Source organism: Clostridium fungisolvens (assembly GCF_014193895.1).
Lineage (GTDB): Bacteria > Bacillota > Clostridia > Clostridiales > Clostridiaceae > Clostridium_AR > Clostridium_AR fungisolvens.
Genome location: NZ_BLZR01000001.1, coordinates 1,364,889 through 1,382,629 on the forward strand (window position 1 = coordinate 1,364,889; position 17,741 = coordinate 1,382,629).

Genomic DNA, 17,741 nt, shown 5'->3' on the forward strand with positions numbered 1-17,741 from the left:
ATGAAAAATGGAACAATAATAAGAATACTCAGATATGTAAAGAAATATAGAATTCAATTAATTCTTGTTATAGTTTTTGCGCTAACAAGTAATATCCTTTCGATTGTGGCACCTTTTTTCACTGGTAAAGCTATAGACTATATGGTTAAGAAAGGACAGGTAAATTTTTCTGCTATATTAAAGATAGTAGCGTTTCTTTCAATAATATATGGCTTAAGTGCAGTGCTTCAGTGGTTTTTATCTATTTTTACTAATGTAATATCAAATAGAACTGTTAAAGATATAAGAGACGAGTTGTTTGAAAAACTAAATACCATGCCACTTAAGTACTATGATAGTAAAGCTAATGGAGATATAATAAGCAGATTTACTAATGATATAGATGCAATTTCTGAGGGGCTACTACAAGGTATAACTCAGCTGTTTTCTGGAATCATAACCTTTGTTGGTTCATTAATATTTATGCTTGATTTAAGTCCAGTTATAACTTTAGTGGTAGTTGTGATTACGCCGTTATGTTTCTTATTGTCTTCATTTATTGCAAAAAACTCTAAAAAGATGTTTAAAGAACAGTCAAAGACTCTTGGAGAGTTAAATGGATATATAGAAGAGATAATTGGTAATCAAAAAATAGTTAAAGCTTTTAATTATGAAGAAAGATCAGAGGAAGCTTTTAAAGAAATCAATGGAAGATTATACGAATGTGGTAGAAGAGCTCAGTTTTTTTCTTCTTTAACTAATCCAGGTACAAGATATATAAACAATATTACTTATATTCTTTCAGGAATAATAGGAGCGATTGTTTCTGTAGCTGGAGGACTTTCAATAGGTAAGATTTCAAGTTTCTTAATTTATTCAAATCAATTTGCAAAACCTATTAATGATATAACAAGTATAGCAACCCAGCTACAGTCTGCTATAGCTTCAGCAGAGAGGGTATTTGCTATATTAGATGAACAGGGTGAGCCGTCAGAACAAAATAAACAGTCTAGAAACGAAGCGGTAGAAGGAAAAGTAGAATTTGAAAATGTAAGCTTTTCTTATAAAAAGGATAGACCCTTGATTGAAGGGTTGACCATGAATATAAATCCTGGCAGTACAGTAGCTATAGTTGGACCAACCGGTGCTGGCAAAACTACCTTAGTGAATTTACTTATGAGATTTTATGAAATTGATAAAGGTAAAATATTAATAGATGGACACGATATTAAGGAGGTAACAAAGGAAAGTGTAAGAAGTTCCTTCGGTATGGTACTTCAAGAAAGTTGGCTTTTTGCTGGAACTATAAGAGAAAATATAGCCTATGGAAAAGCTGATGCAACAGATGAAGCAATAGTAAATGCCTCAAAAGCTGCTTATGCACATAGCTTTATAAAGAGACTTCCAGAGGGATATGATACATTGATAACCGAAGATGGAGCTAATCTTTCTCAAGGGCAAAGGCAGTTATTAACTATAGCTAGAGTAATGCTTATGAATCCGTCTATGCTTATTCTAGATGAAGCAACAAGTAGTATTGATACCTTGACAGAGGCTAGAATACAAAAAGCTTTCCTATCACTTATGAAGGGAAGAACAAGTTTTGTTATAGCACATAGACTTTCTACCATAAGAGAAGCAGATTTAATACTGGTGATGAACAATGGAAAGATAATAGAACAAGGAAATCATGATGAGCTTCTTATGAAAAATGGTTTCTATGCAAAGCTATATAATAGTCAGTATGCAGTGGCTAATTAGAATGTGATTTATAATTTATGGTATTAAAGAAACTTCTCAAACTTGAAAAAAATCAAGGAAGAGAAGTTTTTATTCTTTAGGAAATTATATCTCAATTATATCTGTGGATAATTATGAGAACAGAATTAAGACATAATATAAGTTAAAGAATGAAAAAAGAATAATATGTCGCCTGCCAGATTTTCCTCATATACATTCGGAAAGGCAGATGCGCAAAAAAATGTGTAAGATTTTTTTAGCCTAAACCTGGATGTTTCAATGTTTTTTATAAGTTTAGATAACGTTGATATTAAACTTTTTAATAGCCTCATAGATTTTAGAGGATGGTTTTTCTTCAGTAATGATATAATCAATATCGTCTAAATCAGCAAATTTATAGGTGCCATCTATATTGAATTTTTCATTTTCAATTAGTATATAAACAGTTCTAGCAGAAGACATTATTGCTTTTTTTGTATTGCCTTCCTCTAGGTCAAAATTGCTTATGGTTCTATCAGAAAGATTTATGCCGCAACTACCCATGAAAGCTTTATTTACTCTATATCTTCTTATGCTTTCTATAGCTTCAGAACCAATTATACCACCAAGACTCTTATTATAAGTCCCACCTATACAAATTATATTGACATTAGAGGAATCATTGAAAACAGAGGTTATCTCTACCATGTTAGTTATAACTGTAAACTTTTTTGTACTACTTGCAATAAGCTCAGCAAGCACAAAATTAATGCTTGATACATCTAAAAATATAGTGTCATTTTCCTCAATTAAGTCAAAAGCTTTTTCTGCGATAATTCTTTTAGATTCCAAGTTCTTAATCAATCTATTTGAGATACTGGTGCTTTCAGCAATGTTTCTTTTAAGAATAGCACCACCATAAGTTCTTTTAATAGCTCCATCTTTTTCTAATTTTTGAAGATCCTTTCTTATCATACCTTCAGTAACATTAAATCTAATACTTAGATCTTTAACTAATACCTTACCATCTTTTGATAGCAAGTCTAATATTTCATTTAAACGTTCTTCTGCAAACATAAGTTTTACTCCTCTATATAAATAATCAATTTTATTGTTTGTTATCATTTATTATCTTAAGCACTAGTTATATTATAGCCTAAAATTATTAATAAGTAAGCCTGTTTTAAAATCATGGGCTAAGGTAATGTAGTATTAATACAACAAAGGCATATTTTCTAGACAATTTAGTGTTTGATTGAAATGATAAGAAGTGATAAAGTTTGAAGGCTCTATTGATAAATTTGAGATTTTATCAATAAAGCCTTATAGGAAGGATTACTATAGATGGTGTAAATCATTTATTGAAACCATTCTAGGTTCAAGTTTATCATTAAAAGTAATTTCGTTTATAGATGTATTCCCTAGATTAAACTTGTGATACATATTCATCTTCCATTCAAAAAGTCCTATAAGAGCGGCTTTTATTATGCCTCCATGAGCAACTATTACAATTCTTGAACCTTTATGTTCCTCAACAATTTTTAATATAGCCTTTTGGGCTCTATCACTTGCTGCTTTGATAGATTGTTCACCACCACAAATAGGACCTATAAGCTCATCTTGTCGCCATCTTAAGAATTCTTCAGAGTAGGTTTCTTTTATTTCAGAGATAGTTAGTCCTTCCCAATCTCCAAAGTTTATTTCTCTTAAATTAAATTCTTCAACTGGTTTTATAGTTGTATCTTCACAAATTGTGTCAGCAGTTTTTTTTGCTCTGCTAAGTGGACTAGTATATACATAATCAAAAGACTCTTTTAATCTATCTTTTAACTTTCTTGCTTGATTAAATCCATTATCTGAAAGCTCTATATCGATGCAACCCTGAAACCTTCCTTCAGTGTTCCACTTTGTTTCTCCATGTCTTACTAAATACAAAGTAGTTTTCATTTTTACCCCCGAAATTATTGTTATAAAAATTATTCTCCTGCTCAAATTTCCTCTAGCATTAAATATAAATTTATATTATACGTAGACAATTTATAAGTCAATATTGTTATTACACTGCTACAATACAAATAATGAATAGAAGACCATAAATTCAAAAACATAAAAATATAAAAATATTTAATTAAATAATTATATGGATATATAGGAAATATGCGCTTTCGCTGTATAAAGCACTGGGAAAATGATATATAAGGCAAGAGTTTATTGACCTTAAAGCATTTACGATACAAGTTTTTATAATTGATGCGTAAATACTTGAACAAAAAGACTGACAATACTTACTGAAAGCCAAACAATAAGGCCTAGCAAGATAGGTTTAAATCCACTGCTTATCATTTTCTTAAAGTCAGATTTAAGTCCTACAGCAGATAGGGCCATTACTATCAAAAATTTTCCAATACTATTTATATGTTGTATAGTGTACTCAGAAAAAAAACCTAAAGTATTGAGTAGTGAGGCAGCTAAGAACCATAATATAAACCACGGAAATATTTTTGACATATTTAAATTTACTGAATTACCAACACTGGTGGTTTTCTTTTTCTGTACAGACATTATAATAGAAAATATTATTGATATAGGGATTATAATTGTAGTTCTTGTAAGTTTAACTATGGTAGCATATTCTCCAGCTATGTTACTGAAGACATATCCTGCAGCAACAACTGATGAAGTATCATTAATTGCGGTACCTGCCCATAGTCCAAAGGCTCTATTTGAAAGCTTAAGTATATGACCTAAAGTTGGAAATATAAGTACTGCTAGTATATTAAACAAAAATATTGTGGAGATCGAGTAGGAGATTTCACTATCATCTGCATCAATAATTGGGGAGATTGAAGCAATGGCTGAACCTCCGCAGATGGCAGTACCAACAGCTATAAGAGATTTTAATTTCCAAGGTATATTTAAAAGATTGCCAAAAATAAAAGCTGTAACAAAAGCGGTTAGTAAAGTGAAAAACATAACATAAACAGATTCTTTCCCTGTATACCAAACCTGCTTTAAACTCAGTCCAGCCCCTAGAATTACAATGGACCACTGTAATATTATCTTTGATGTAAAATCTATTCCTTCCGAGTATTTTATAGGTGTCTTAAAAACATTGTTTATAATTATACCTATGACAATTCCAAATACAGCACCGCCTATTACAGGGAATTTATAACCTAAAATATTAGCAACTAAAGCTATGATAAAGGAAAAAACAATTCCTTGTAAGTTCTTCTTTAACCAACTCATAATGTGATACTCCTTTTTTATATTAGTATAAGTGAAGATTATTTTAGTAAATATATGCATATATTAGCGTCAACTTTATTGACACATCTTTAATATAGTATCATCGTAAAGAAAAATCCAATTAGAAGTTTTTATATTACTATAAGTAAAACTTATGTGATATTATTTTGTATAAGCAAGTATTATATTTGGAGGTAGATATGATTGATGTAAGATTAAAAACCTTTATGACTGTTGCAGAACTCAAAAACTTTACAAGGGCCTCTGAAGCTTTAAATATAACGCAGCCTGCTGTATCTCAGCATATAAGGTTTTTAGAAGAGGAATATGATGTAAAGCTATTTACCAGAGATGGAAAAGAAGTTAGATTGACTGAAGAAGGAGAGATATTATATAAGCATTCGAAAGAAATACAGCTTCACTATAAGGCTCTTGAAGTGGAACTTAAAAATAAAAACGCTATCAATAGGACTTATAATATAGGTGCCAGTATGACAATTGGAGGATATATACTTCCTGCCATTCTAGGAAAATATAAAAAAGTACATACCAATACTAAGCTATTTCTTCAGGTTAGTAATACAAATAACATACTGGAAAGGTTATATAAAGGAGACATTGATCTTGCAATTGTTGAAGGCGATTTTGATAGAAATAAATTTATACATAAAAAGCTTAAGGATGACGAACTTGTATTAGCTGTTTCAATAGAACATCAATTTGCCAAAAGAAAAGAAGTTGATATAAAAGAAGTGCTAGAAGGAGAGTTGATACTGAGGGAAAAGGGCTCGGGAACTAGGAATATATTTGAAAAAAGGTTGATTGAATTAAATATTATAAATAGTGAATTATCAGGCTATATGGAGATAGGAAGCATCAGTGCGATAAAATCTTTAATCAATGCAAATCTGGGATATTCAGTAATATCTAAAGAAACTATTTTAAACGAAATAAAATCAGGTGATATAAAGGTAGTGCCCATTAAAGGGTTTAAGATTTATAGAGAGTTTAACTTTGTTTATATAAAAGACCATCTAGAAGATTTTATTGAAGAATTTTTTGGATTTTACAAAAGTGTAAAATAGAAGCATATAGGTAATCTTTAATTGAGACTTAAGTAATGCTGCTGATGAATTTATATTTTTAGTTTTTAGAAATATATGAATGGATATTTAAGTTGGTAATCACATAATAAAAGGAGAGGGAAAATGAGAATAACTAAAAAAGAGGCTGCGCGGTTTATTTTAAATCATCAAAAGCTGCTTCCATCAAGAGAGCTCAAAGGAAAGAATGGAATAATGGAGTTTATAAATCTAGTCGGAGCCATTCAGTTTGATCCACTAGATGTGGCTGGATACAATTCTAATCTTGTGTTGCAGTCAAGAATAAAGAACTTTAAAGCTAGCATGCTCTATGAACTGCTGTACGAAGATAGAAAGCTTATTGATGGTTGGGATAAAAATATGTGCATTTTTAGCACTGAAGATTGGCCGTATTTTAAAAGGTATAGAGAAGAATGGTTCGAAAGATTTTCTAATAGGGATGTTGAAATAGATAAAATTTTAGAGTTTATAAGAAGGGATATTAGAGAAAAGGGACCACTTTCATCAAAAGATTTAGAATTTGATACAAAAGTAGATTGGGCATGGGCACCAACAAGGGCATCAAGAGCTGCGCTTGAGAGTATGTATTTCTGGGGAGAACTTATAGTTCATCATAAGTTACGCACAAGAAGATTCTATGATTTTGCAGATAAATATATTGAGAAAGAAATACTTGAAAAAGTTGATCCTAATAAAAACTTAACAGAATATTTTAAATGGGCAATTAAAAGAAGAATAGGTGCAATAGGGCTTTTATGGAATAAGCCTAGCGATGCATGGCTTGGTATACATTGGATGAAGAGTGACGATAGAAAGACAGCCTTTCAAGAATTAATAGATGGTGGGGAGGTGCTGCCAATTGAAGTCGAAGATATTGAACATATACTCTATATAAGAAAAGATGACATTAAAGCTCTTTACAAGACATTAAGTAGTTCAAAAGTACCGAGTAAAGCTTCATTTATAGCTCCGCTGGATAATCTGATGTGGGATAGAAAATTAATAAAAGAAATATTTGAGTTTCAATATACATGGGAGGTATATAAACCTAAAGAAATAAGAGAGTATGGGTATTATGTGCTGCCAGTATTATATAAAGATAAGTTTATAGCAAGGTTTGAACCTAAATATAATAAAAAAAGTAAAACTTTAGAGATAATAAATTGGTGGTGGGAAGAGAATATAACTTTAACTAAAGCTATGGAAAATGCTTTAGTGAAATGTTTTAGTGACTTTATGGAATATCTTGGTGCAGAATATATCGAGGTAAATGGAATAGATGTGCTTGAGAAACTAGTGTTTAACACAAATCTAGTAAACAAGAAGCTGCCTTAAATAGGGCAGCTCTTTTTAATTAACGTTTATTTTATAGTTTTTTAGGTTTCAACAAAAATATCAAAAACACGAAAAACGGTATTATAACGTAATTAGCTAAGTTTATATAAACATAATAGTCTAACAGTTTAAAAAGATTAAATAGATTCCTGCTGCATAAGTAGGCTGTAATATATAAAGCTATGCTTATTGCTATAAGTACAGAAGTTCTATTTAGTTTATAGTGTTCAAAAATTTTCATTAGTACTTGAAGAGTTACTACTAATTTGATAAACCAGCCTCCAACTATCTGAAGCATGACAAACAATTCGCCTGCTTCTAAAAAGCCAAAGTGACGTATAAGTTGAGTTTGAACAAGTTTTGGATAGGACATAGAATTAAATACGTCTATTTCAAAAGTTGATAGATTTCCAAGCATTGAAAAGATTTGCATCTGAATTACGAAAATTATTCCTAGTGTTCCCCAAAGGCGTATATTTTTCGTATCTTTAATATCATAAAATAGGGGGAAGATTATTGCTACACTGGCATATGCGCCTACAAGTTTAATGGTTGAAATTAAAAGCTTTAAATTGAAACCATATTCAAGTATAGGAAGTAATCTTATGTATTCTTTATATTTTGCAGTCATAATAGCTAATATTACACCTGAAATGCTTATAAAAAAGATACCTATAAGCACAGAAATGAGTACTGCGTTGTATCCTCTCTTAACTACATATGCTGCGGCAGGAATAGTAAGGAGTAACAGCTGCCAGGTTCTTGTATAAATTAAGAAGTTAACATTCATTGCACTAGCTTCTACACTTGCACATTCCGTAAGCGTTAAGAACAAATTTAATACAAAAAGTCCTATGAAAATAGACCCTAAAAATTTTCCTAAGGAACTTGTGTAAATCTCAATGAAATTGTAACAACATTTTCTTTTATAGACGAAGAGAATAAATGAAAAATATAGCAATATAAAAGCTGAAGCTAATATTAAGCAAATCCAAGTATCGCGTCCACTTAGTTTAGTAAATATAGTTGGATAAGTCTTTATTGAAACAACAGTGAGTGATGCAATTAGAAAAAATAAGTGTTTTGACGATATTTTACCCATGATATCTCCTTTAAATGATATTTGTACATTATGCTTAATGACTATAATAAAGCTAAAAATATTCAGTTTTGTTAAATCGTTATATATACAGGTAATAACGATGATGTTGTAGATAAAGGTTACGATAAGTAACAAAAGATACTTGTCTGCATATATATTCAATTATTGACACAATCTATATTATAAAATCATTAATAGAGAAAAAGGTGTTGATAATGTATAAGGAAAACTTAAAATATATAAAAGATAAGCTAAAAGATAACTTTGATATACAATACAGAGAGGTATTTTGTAAGAATGGATTAGTAACAATAATTTTCTCTGAAAATATCTCAGATAATATGTTCATAAGTGAATATATAATAAAGCCAGTAATGAGCACAAATATTGAGTGTTCGGATATAAATACTGTTAAGACAAAGATCTTACAAACAAATAATGTTTCTGATACAAATAGCTTGGATGATGCATTGATTCACATATTGTCTGGAGATGTAATTATATTATTTGAGTGTCTAGAGGGAATGATATATTGTGATGCTAAGAAAACTGTTCAAAGAGCGGTGGATAAACCTTTAAATGACCCTGTTATTAAAGGGTCTCAAGAAGGTTTCAACGAGTCTTTAAATATGAATATTGGACTAATAAGAAAGAGGATTCGCAATACAAAGCTTAAAATATTATATTTTGAGGTTGGAAAGGAATCAAATACTTCTGTAGCAATGGCATATATAGAGGGGAAAGCAGAAGGTTCTCTGGTAAATACGATTAAAGAAAAAATAAGTAATTTAAATGTACAGTTTATATTAGATACAAATTATATTGAAGAGGAATTAAAGAATAAAGGTACTGAATTAGATACAATTGGTTACACAGAAAAGCCAGATATTGTTGTTTCAAGACTTTTTGAAGGAAGAGTGGCAGTCTTAGTGGATGGGTGTCCAACTGCATTAACTGCTCCTTGCTTCTTTATTGAGTATTTTCAGGCTCCAGATGATTATTATTTAAATAAAAATGTAGTAGATGTTTTAAGGATATTTAGAATTATGTCTTTTTTAATTACAATAACATTGCCAGCATTTTATGTAGCGCTTTTTACTCATCATTTTTCACTTATACCTCCAACATTTGTATTTAAGATATCTGAGGCAAGAGCAGGAGTTCCTTTTCCAACTATTGTGGAGGTCATTATAATATTATTTTTCTTTGAACTAGCAAGAGAGGCTGGAAAAAGATTGCCTTCTAATATTGGTCAACCACTTAGTATAGTATCTGCTTTAATCTTAGGTGATGCAGCAATTGGTGCAGGGCTAGCATCTCAAGGAACTATAATAATTATGGGGGTATATGCTATAACTTCATATATTAATCCTAAAATTCTTACTGTAACGCCGATTTGGAGTATGATCAATGTAATAATGTGTGGGCTGTTTGGATTACATGGCTTTTATATATTTTTTATTGTTGTTATTGCGCATATTGGATCTCTAGATAGTTGTGGATATAAATATTTTTGGCCATTTGGAACTGTTCACAGCTATAGCTTTAAGCATAAGGACTATTTGACAAGAGGAAGACTTAGCAATATATCAGATAGTATATTTAGGAGAAAAGAAAAATGAAAAAATTTATTTTAGTACTTATAGTAATATTTTGTTTCCTTGTAGGAGTTCCTACAAACTATAAGGATTTAGATAAAATGCTTCTTGTAACTTCAATAATAATTGATGTTGATGATGAAGGTACATATAATATATTTGTTGAAGGGTTCGCTCCAACAACAAGTACGTCAGGGATAAAGCAAGAAGGACAAAGAACAATAATAAACGTAAAAGAAAAAGATACTTCTGAAATCATTAACAGAATAAGTTCCCAGAGTAATCTAACAATAAATTATACTCACAATAGAGTTATTTTGTTTACTAAGAAGGCCGCTGCCGAGGGAATAGATGATATTATGGATTTGTTTGTAAGCGCTGAAGAATTTGTTATAAGAAATTATGTTGGGATTTGGGATTCAAATCCAGAAACAATAGATGATATAAAATTGAATGGTGAAAAGTTTTTTGGCCTTTATTTAGTAGCTCAATTAAACAATGCTCACACTATGGCCAGTAATAATTTTAATACTACCATAAGAAGATTATACAATGATAGTTCAATAGGCAGTAAGATTACTGTATTGCCTGTTATAAGAACTAAAAGAACAAATGCTGGTGATAGCCTAGAAATAAAATGTAATTCTATACTTAAGGATTTTAAGTATGTGGGAGAAATAGCAAGTAAGGATGTTGTAACTACCAATATGATGATGAATGAAGCAAAATCAGCAGCAATCAGTGCGAGAAATCCTGATAGTACTAATAACACTGTAGGACTTAGAATGACTAAATGTAAAGCTAAAACATATTATGATTATAAAGATGGTGTATTTATAATAAAAAAACATTTGAAGGTTCATGCAATTTATAGAGGTACTCAAGGAAAAATAAAGCTTACTGATGAGAATATACAACAAATACAAAAAGATGCCGAAGCAAATATAAACTTTAGTTGTTATAAGATTTTTAATGAATATAAGGAGAAAAATGTAGATTTGATAAAAGCCCAAGAAAATTTTTATAGAAGATTTCCTGCAGAGAGTAAGAAAAACAATAATATCTTAAAGAATACTATGCTACAAGTAGAAACAAATGTGATAATTGATTTTGCCAGTGATCCTAAAAATATAACTTTTTAAAAATAGATATGGAAATCGAAGGGCATTTAACTTTTATATAATGAATAAATTAATAAAATGATAAAAAATATATAAAACTATTGAAAGTTAGTTATTTTACTTGTATAATTAATAAAAATTGCATCGCTAAAGATATTGATAAGAAAGAGTACATTAAGTAATTTCTTAAAGAGAGCTATGGATGGTGGAAGCATAGCAGAAAAACTTTATGGAAGCAGTCTTTGAATCTCTTGCTGAGAAATAAGATTATTTTTAGTCTTAAGTAGGCAAAGACGTGACCTCACGTTATAGAGGAGAGGAATTAAAGATTTCTAGGATTAAGTTTGATTAGTCATTAAAGGATTATTGTTTAAAATAGTCTGTGCAGTATGGTAATTAACCTTTAACTAAGAATATTATGTTCCTACTAAGAGAGTGCTTAGGCACTAATTAGGGTGGTACCGCGAATATACTCCTTCGTCCCTTTCCAGGGATTGAGGAGTTTTTTTATTTACCCAAATTGTACACAAGAGTTAAAGTTGATTTGGGAGTAAGAAAACAATATTTAATTAAATTATATTTTGGGGAGGTTTTATATATGGATGAAATATTAGAAATCTTAGAAAAAAACAGTAAATACACTGAAGAGGAAATAGCGGTGATGACGGGAAGACCACTGGAAGAAGTTAAGCAAACAATAAAGAAATATGAAGATGACAGTGTAATTGTTGGATATACAACTTTAATAAATTGGGAAAAGACTAATAAAGATAGTGTTACAGCTCTAATTGAAGTAAGAGTTACACCTCAAAGAGGAGAAGGCTTTGATAAGGTTGCTGAAAGGATATATAAGTTTCCAGAAGTAAAGGCTTGCTATCTTATGTCAGGTGGATTTGATTTAACTGTTATAGTAGAAGGTAAGAGTCTTAAAGAAGTTTCGCTTTTTGTATCTGAAAAGCTTGCTGTTCAAGAAAATGTATTAAGTACAGCTACTCATTTTGTATTAAAAAAATATAAGGATAATGGAACCATATTTGAAGAAAAGACTAGGGATGATAGGGAGGATATATTTATATGATGCTTGAAGATATGATTAAATCAAATGTAAGAAATATGCCTCCTTCTGGTATAAGAAAGTATTTCGATCTAATAAATGAAATGGATGATGTTATATCCTTAGGTGTTGGAGAACCAGATTTTGTGACACCTTGGAATATAAGAGAAGCAGGTATATATTCACTAGAAAAAGGTCATACACATTACTCATCAAATGCAGGTTTTTTAGAACTTAGAGAAGAAATATCAGCTTACCTAGATAGAAAGTATTGCTTAAAATATGATCCTAAAGATCAAATAATTGTAACAGTAGGTGGAAGTGAAGGCATCGATATAGCGCTTAGAGCTTTAGTTGGACCAGGAGATGAAGTTATTATTCCTGAACCAAGCTTTGTAGCATATAAAGGATGTACTACTTTTACAGGGGCGACTCCAGTAGTTATAAATTTAAGAGCAGAAGATCAATTCAAGCTTACTGTTGAACTTTTAGAAGAAGCAATTACTGAAAAGACTAAGGTTCTAATAGTTCCTTTTCCAAACAATCCAACGGGCGCTATTATGACAAGAGAAGAGCTTGAACCTATAGTGAAGTTCCTAGAAGATAAAGACATAATAATATTATCTGATGAGATATATTCAGAATTATCTTATGGGGAAAAACATGTTTCAATAGCAAGCTTTCCTGAAATAAAAGATAAAACTTTAGTTATAAATGGATTTTCTAAGGCTTTTGCGATGACTGGTTGGAGACTTGGATATGTTTGTGGTCATCCAGTTTTAATAGAAGCGATGAAGAAGATACATCAATATGCAATAATGAGTTCGCCTACAACAGCTCAATATGGGGCAATCGAAGGACTCAGAAATTGTGACGATGATGTTCAAGAAATGGTAAGAGAGTACAATAGAAGAAGAAGAGTTATGCTAAATGCATTCAATGAAATGGGGCTTGAATGTTTTGAACCACTAGGTGCTTTTTATGTATTTCCATGTATCAAATCTACTGGACTTTCATCAGATGAATTCTGTGAAAAACTACTTTTAGAAGAAAAGATTCTCGTGGTGCCGGGAAATGCCTTTGGCGATTGTGGTGCAGGCTTTATAAGAGCATGTTATGCAACTTCAATGGATGAGATAATGGAAGCTATGAAGAGAATAAAGAGATTTGTTTCTAGGATTAAAGAAACGAAATAAAAATAAAACCATATGTCTTAAGTTAACTTAAGACATATGGTTTTTATCTTTATTGGTATATAAAAGCTAATAATTTAGCAGATGGTACAAGAAGAAGTTGACCGAGTAAAGTGCCAAGAAGCTTTGTTCCTATTAGCATTATAACTAGAGCCTTTACATCACCATATTCTCTTTTTCCCCTATAAGCTTCGTCAGTAATTATAGCTGATTTTGGATCAATAAATAATGTTAGAAGTATGGAGGCAATACCATTTATAAGACCTGAAGATTGAACAATAGCATTGGCTTTACCTGGTACCATAAAAGAAGCATAATTAGCAGCAAGTACACCTACTGTATATACTCCAGTTATTAAAGCATTTAGTAGGAGGAGTCTCTTAGGTATATTTTTATATCTGAGATTTTTGATCATGGACTTCTTAGGCTTAATGGTGTTTTTAGCTATCCTTTTTATATTGCTGATACTGAGCGATTGAATAACTAAACTTGGTACAGAACCAGTAACTTCGAGTTTTTTCATACCAATCTCAAATAGCTTTAAGAAGGTAGGGATTAATATAATAGCAAGAATAGTACCGCCCGAAGCTGCTAGTATTACTCCTCTGATATTATTAATTGGATCATATTTACTTCTTACACTATCATCAATGATATGTCCGATTAGCGGACCTTGAAAGGTGTTAGCTGTTCGGGAAATTAATACAATTAAGTTAAATAAAGAAGTTGATAGAGCGAAGTTTCCACTCTTCACTGAATTTAGTCTTACTGAATATGATAACGTATCAATAAAGTGAATTATTAATGTTGCAACTATTAAGATGATGTATTTATTGAGCATAAAAAGCTACTCCTTAAACTATTCTAATATGTTAAATCAAAGAAAAATCAGTTGTTGCATGGAGTTGTTTAGTGTTTTTTAGCTTACACTATTTACAAATTATATCATAGTGTAAAAAGATGTATTCAAGCGCTTAGTATTATTTACAATATATTAACTGTTTGGTAAGATTTGATTATTTTTATTTTCTTTATTTACAAAAAATTCATTTGGATTTAATCGAAGATAATATGGAAAGTTTTTATATAATAGTATCAAATTACATATTAAAAAATAAAATATACTACAAAGCTTTTTATAAGGAGTTATGAAAGTATGATTAAGCTTGGTAGCACTGGAGAAGAGGTAACTATACTACAAGAAAATCTTATAGCTTTGGGCTATAATCTAGGTACTTCAGGTGCAGATGGCGATTTTGGAAAGGCTACTTATAATGCTGTCTTGCAGTTTCAAAAGGATTATGAACTGATAGTAGACGGAGTTGTAGGAGTTAATACAGAATATGCAATAGATAAAGCTATATTAAATCATAACACTAAATACAGTGATAAATCACAGTTTGGTGATTTGCAAATATACGTAACTGGCCAACAGTTAAGAGAGATAGGATGGAAGAACGTTACAGATTCCATGGTAGAGGACTTAAATAGATGTTTAGGCAGATATGAGATTACTACGTTACAAAGAATAAGGCACTTTATAACTCAATGTAGTTATGAGTCTGGTTTGGGGTTATATACCAAAGAGATAGGAAGTGGATTAGCCTATGAGTATAGAGCAAGTCTAGGTAATCGATATGCTGGTGATGGGCCAAAGTACAAAGGCGCAGGTTATATTCAGCTTACTGGTTTTGATAACTATAAGAGATTTTCAGAGGATATTAATGACCCTAGAGTTATGGAAGGCGTAGACTATGTAGCTCAAAATTATCCATGGACAAGTGCAGGATTCTGGTGGTATTCAAATTATATGAATGAACTTTGCGATAAAGGAGCTACAGTAGAAGAGATAACTGTAAGAGTAAACGGAGGCTATAACGGAATAGAACAAAGAAAGTTATATTATAAGCTTTGTTCTGCAGTTATTAAATAAAGCAGATTAAATAAACAGCTGACTAAGACTACTTTTTATCTTAGATCTTAGTCAGTTGACTTTTACTAAAATAAGATGGTTGATAAAAGTTAAAAGAAAACTTTAAGACATTTACTAATATTGCTAAGGAGACAATTATTGGTATAATTATGATTACCGAGGTTGTATTTTTGGGTTAAACAAATAATAATTATAAGGAGAATATTCAAAAGATGAAATTGAAAAATGAAATCTTTTGATATGGAGGATATGAGCGAATTTAAATTTATAAGTGGTGGAGTAGAATTACTAGATTTAGTAAGACCTTTATGGCAGATGCTGAATGAATATCATAAGGAAAAGTCCAAGGATTTTGAAGAACAATACATAAGTTTTACATTTGAGGAAAGAAAGAAAAAACTAATGGTTTCGAAACTTATGCATATAGATATTATTGCTGATTCCAGTAATAAACATATTGCATATTGCATAAGTACGATAGACAGTGAATTAGTAGGAGAAATTGATTCTTTGTTTATAAAACAAGAGGCTAGAAAATTAGGCTTAGGTGATGAACTTTTAAAGAAATCTTTAAGTTGGATGGAAAGCAATAAGGTAAGGAAGAAGATTATTACTGTTGCGGCAGGAAATGAAGATGTAATTAACTTTTATAATAAATACGGATTTAAGAAAAGAAGAATTATTTTAGAATATGTTAAGGAATAAAAAACAAGGTGAATTTTAGAATAAGTTTAGTTCTGATTCACCTTGTTTTTTTTATTACAAAATTTCTAGAAACTTATTTTATTATCCTTGGAAGTTACGTTAAAACTTTATTTACATATGTTAAAGTATTAATAATTGAGTACAATATCATATGTTTGTAAATTTAAAAGTTATCTCTTAGTTTAAAAAGTCACATTTATCTTAAATGTAATAAACTCATTATAGAGAAGAAGTGGAATACACTTCCAGCTATCACAAAAAGGTGCCATATAGCATGATTGTACTTTATCGAGTCCTTTATGAAGAAGAACGCTCCCACGGTATATGATACCCCGCCTAAAACTAAAAATAGAAAACCGTAAAATGGCATAGACATGTAAAGTGGTTTTATAGCAAACATGATAAGCCATCCCATAACAACGTACAGAACAGTAGAAAGCACCTCACGTTTTCCGGTATAAAATGCCTTAAGGGTTATTCCTAACACAGTACAGCCCCATACAATACCGAAAATTGTCCAGCCTACAACCCCTCTTAATGCAGTAAGACAGAATGGGGTATAGCTTCCTGCTATTAGAATGAATATTGACATATGGTCAAACTTTCTAAATAGTCTCTTTACATTTTTTCCTGGTAAGCTATGATATAAGGTTGACTCTAGATATAATATGACTAAGGTTGAACCATAAATTGAATAGCTAACTACATGCCATACAGTTCCGTATATTGCTGCAAAAACAACAGCAATTACTAAAGCAGCTATTGCTAAAGCTGTTCCAATTCCGTGAGTTACAGAATTCATTATTTCTTCTTTTTTGGTGTAAAAGTTATCTTCCATAATTACTCCTTTATTTGAGATGATTGATAAAGATGAAACACTTCAATCCGAAATCAATTTTCAAAACTCCTCTGGGTTCTGAGAGGCGAATTTGAAAATATAAGTTTAATTATGAAGTGGTTCATCTAAAGATGAAACACTTCAATCCGAAATCAATTTTCAAAACTCCGCTGGGTTCTGAGAGGCGAATTTGAAAATATAAGTTTAATTATGAAGTGGTTCATCTAAAGATGAAACACTTCAATCCGAAATCAATTTTCAAAACTCCGCTGGGTTCTAAGAGGAGAATTTGAAAATATAAGTTTAATTATGAAGTGGTTCATCTAAAGATGAAACACTTCAATCCGAAATCAATTTTCAAAACTCCGCTGGGTTCTAAGAGGAGAATTTGAAAATATAAATTTAATTATGAAATGGTTCATCTATATGTTAAAAACTTTATAAGCTATAATATTCACTAAATAAATAAATTGATAATAATATAAATTAAAGATAAATCACTTAAATGAATAGTTGTTACAGGATACATATTATATCAATAATACAATTTTACCCCAATTCTATAATTTATATTTCAAAATTTTAATTATTTTTTATCATATTTCATATTAAAGCAATATATTTATTGAAACTTATATATTAAAATTATATCACAAAATATATATAAATATTAATTTTGAAATGGGAATAATAATTTTATAGTAATTTTTTAATAACTTTATTTGATTTAATATACCATTATAATGTATTATAGAGGTGGTAAAAATTTTATATTATAAGTGAAATAGTAGAATCTTATCCTATTTAAATAT

The 17,741-nt window shown here is 30.3% G+C and carries 15 protein-coding genes and 1 other annotated feature; of the genes, 9 read left to right on the top strand and 6 right to left on the bottom strand.

Annotated features, from left to right (window positions below; translation table 11 throughout):
• Positions 1-1,740: an ABC transporter ATP-binding protein gene (locus bsdtw1_RS05470; protein WP_183276598.1), complete on the top strand. Its 1,740-nt coding sequence runs from the start codon at positions 1-3 to the stop codon at positions 1,738-1,740.
• 273 nt (positions 1,741-2,013) lie between these two features.
• On the opposite strand, the gene bsdtw1_RS05475 is transcribed toward bsdtw1_RS05470, so the two are convergent.
• The 3 genes from bsdtw1_RS05475 to bsdtw1_RS05485 form a co-directional block, all read right to left on the bottom strand.
• Positions 2,014-2,775 (bottom strand): DeoR/GlpR family DNA-binding transcription regulator, encoded by a 762-nt coding sequence (locus bsdtw1_RS05475; RefSeq protein ID WP_183276599.1) that lies wholly within the window; start codon positions 2,773-2,775, stop codon positions 2,014-2,016.
• Between the two features lie 261 nt (positions 2,776-3,036).
• Entirely contained in the window at positions 3,037-3,645 is a 609-nt protein-coding gene (locus bsdtw1_RS05480) for a histidine phosphatase family protein (protein WP_183276600.1), read from the bottom strand.
• A gap of 294 nt (positions 3,646-3,939) precedes the next feature.
• A complete protein-coding gene (locus bsdtw1_RS05485) occupies positions 3,940-4,947 on the bottom strand; it encodes a YeiH family protein (RefSeq protein ID WP_183276601.1) in 1,008 nt (335 codons plus the stop codon).
• Between the two features lie 200 nt (positions 4,948-5,147).
• On the opposite strand from bsdtw1_RS05485, the gene bsdtw1_RS05490 reads away from it, so the two are divergent.
• Positions 5,148-6,032 (top strand): LysR family transcriptional regulator, encoded by an 885-nt coding sequence (locus bsdtw1_RS05490; RefSeq protein WP_183276602.1) that lies wholly within the window; start codon positions 5,148-5,150, stop codon positions 6,030-6,032.
• Between the two features lie 123 nt (positions 6,033-6,155).
• Entirely contained in the window at positions 6,156-7,385 is a 1,230-nt protein-coding gene (locus bsdtw1_RS05495; RefSeq protein WP_183276603.1) for a winged helix-turn-helix domain-containing protein, read from the top strand.
• A gap of 31 nt (positions 7,386-7,416) precedes the next feature.
• Here bsdtw1_RS05495 and bsdtw1_RS05500 read toward each other — a convergent pair whose 3' ends face one another.
• On the bottom strand, positions 7,417-8,487 hold the full coding sequence (locus tag bsdtw1_RS05500) for a GerAB/ArcD/ProY family transporter (RefSeq protein ID WP_183276604.1): 1,071 nt from the start codon (positions 8,485-8,487) through the stop codon (positions 7,417-7,419).
• Positions 8,488-8,702: 215 nt separating this feature from the next.
• Here bsdtw1_RS05500 and bsdtw1_RS05505 point away from each other — a divergent pair, with 215 nt between their 5' ends.
• From bsdtw1_RS05505 to bsdtw1_RS05520, 4 genes are all read left to right on the top strand, one after another.
• Positions 8,703-10,109, top strand: a complete 1,407-nt coding sequence (locus bsdtw1_RS05505; protein WP_183276605.1) for a spore germination protein — start codon at positions 8,703-8,705, stop codon at positions 10,107-10,109.
• On the top strand, positions 10,106-11,227 hold the full coding sequence (locus bsdtw1_RS05510) for a Ger(x)C family spore germination protein (protein WP_183276606.1): 1,122 nt from the start codon (positions 10,106-10,108) through the stop codon (positions 11,225-11,227). Before bsdtw1_RS05505 ends, bsdtw1_RS05510 begins: the two co-directional genes overlap by 4 nt.
• 126 nt (positions 11,228-11,353) lie before the next feature.
• Positions 11,354-11,694, top strand: a binding site (T-box leader).
• A 110-nt stretch (positions 11,695-11,804) separates the two neighbouring features.
• Positions 11,805-12,284 (top strand): Lrp/AsnC family transcriptional regulator, encoded by a 480-nt coding sequence (locus bsdtw1_RS05515; protein ID WP_183276607.1) that lies wholly within the window; start codon positions 11,805-11,807, stop codon positions 12,282-12,284.
• Positions 12,281-13,456: an aminotransferase class I/II-fold pyridoxal phosphate-dependent enzyme gene (locus bsdtw1_RS05520; protein ID WP_183276608.1), complete on the top strand. Its 1,176-nt coding sequence runs from the start codon at positions 12,281-12,283 to the stop codon at positions 13,454-13,456. Before bsdtw1_RS05515 ends, bsdtw1_RS05520 begins: the two co-directional genes overlap by 4 nt.
• Positions 13,457-13,505: 49 nt before the next feature.
• Here the strand turns inward: bsdtw1_RS05520 and bsdtw1_RS05525 are convergent, their stop codons facing one another.
• Entirely contained in the window at positions 13,506-14,294 is a 789-nt protein-coding gene (locus tag bsdtw1_RS05525; protein WP_183276609.1) for a lipid II flippase Amj family protein, read from the bottom strand.
• Positions 14,295-14,609: 315 nt separating this feature from the next.
• Here bsdtw1_RS05525 and bsdtw1_RS05530 point away from each other — a divergent pair, with 315 nt between their 5' ends.
• Positions 14,610-15,386 carry a peptidoglycan-binding protein gene (locus bsdtw1_RS05530; RefSeq protein WP_183276610.1) on the top strand — a complete coding sequence of 259 codons (777 nt, stop codon included), beginning with the start codon at positions 14,610-14,612 and terminating at the stop codon, positions 15,384-15,386.
• A gap of 249 nt (positions 15,387-15,635) precedes the next feature.
• On the top strand, positions 15,636-16,091 hold the full coding sequence (locus bsdtw1_RS05535; RefSeq protein ID WP_183276611.1) for a GNAT family N-acetyltransferase: 456 nt from the start codon (positions 15,636-15,638) through the stop codon (positions 16,089-16,091).
• 196 nt (positions 16,092-16,287) lie between these two features.
• On the opposite strand, the gene trhA is transcribed toward bsdtw1_RS05535, so the two are convergent.
• On the bottom strand, positions 16,288-16,929 hold the full coding sequence (gene trhA, locus bsdtw1_RS05540; RefSeq protein WP_183276612.1) for a PAQR family membrane homeostasis protein TrhA: 642 nt from the start codon (positions 16,927-16,929) through the stop codon (positions 16,288-16,290).
• Positions 16,930-17,741: the final 812 nt, after the last annotated feature.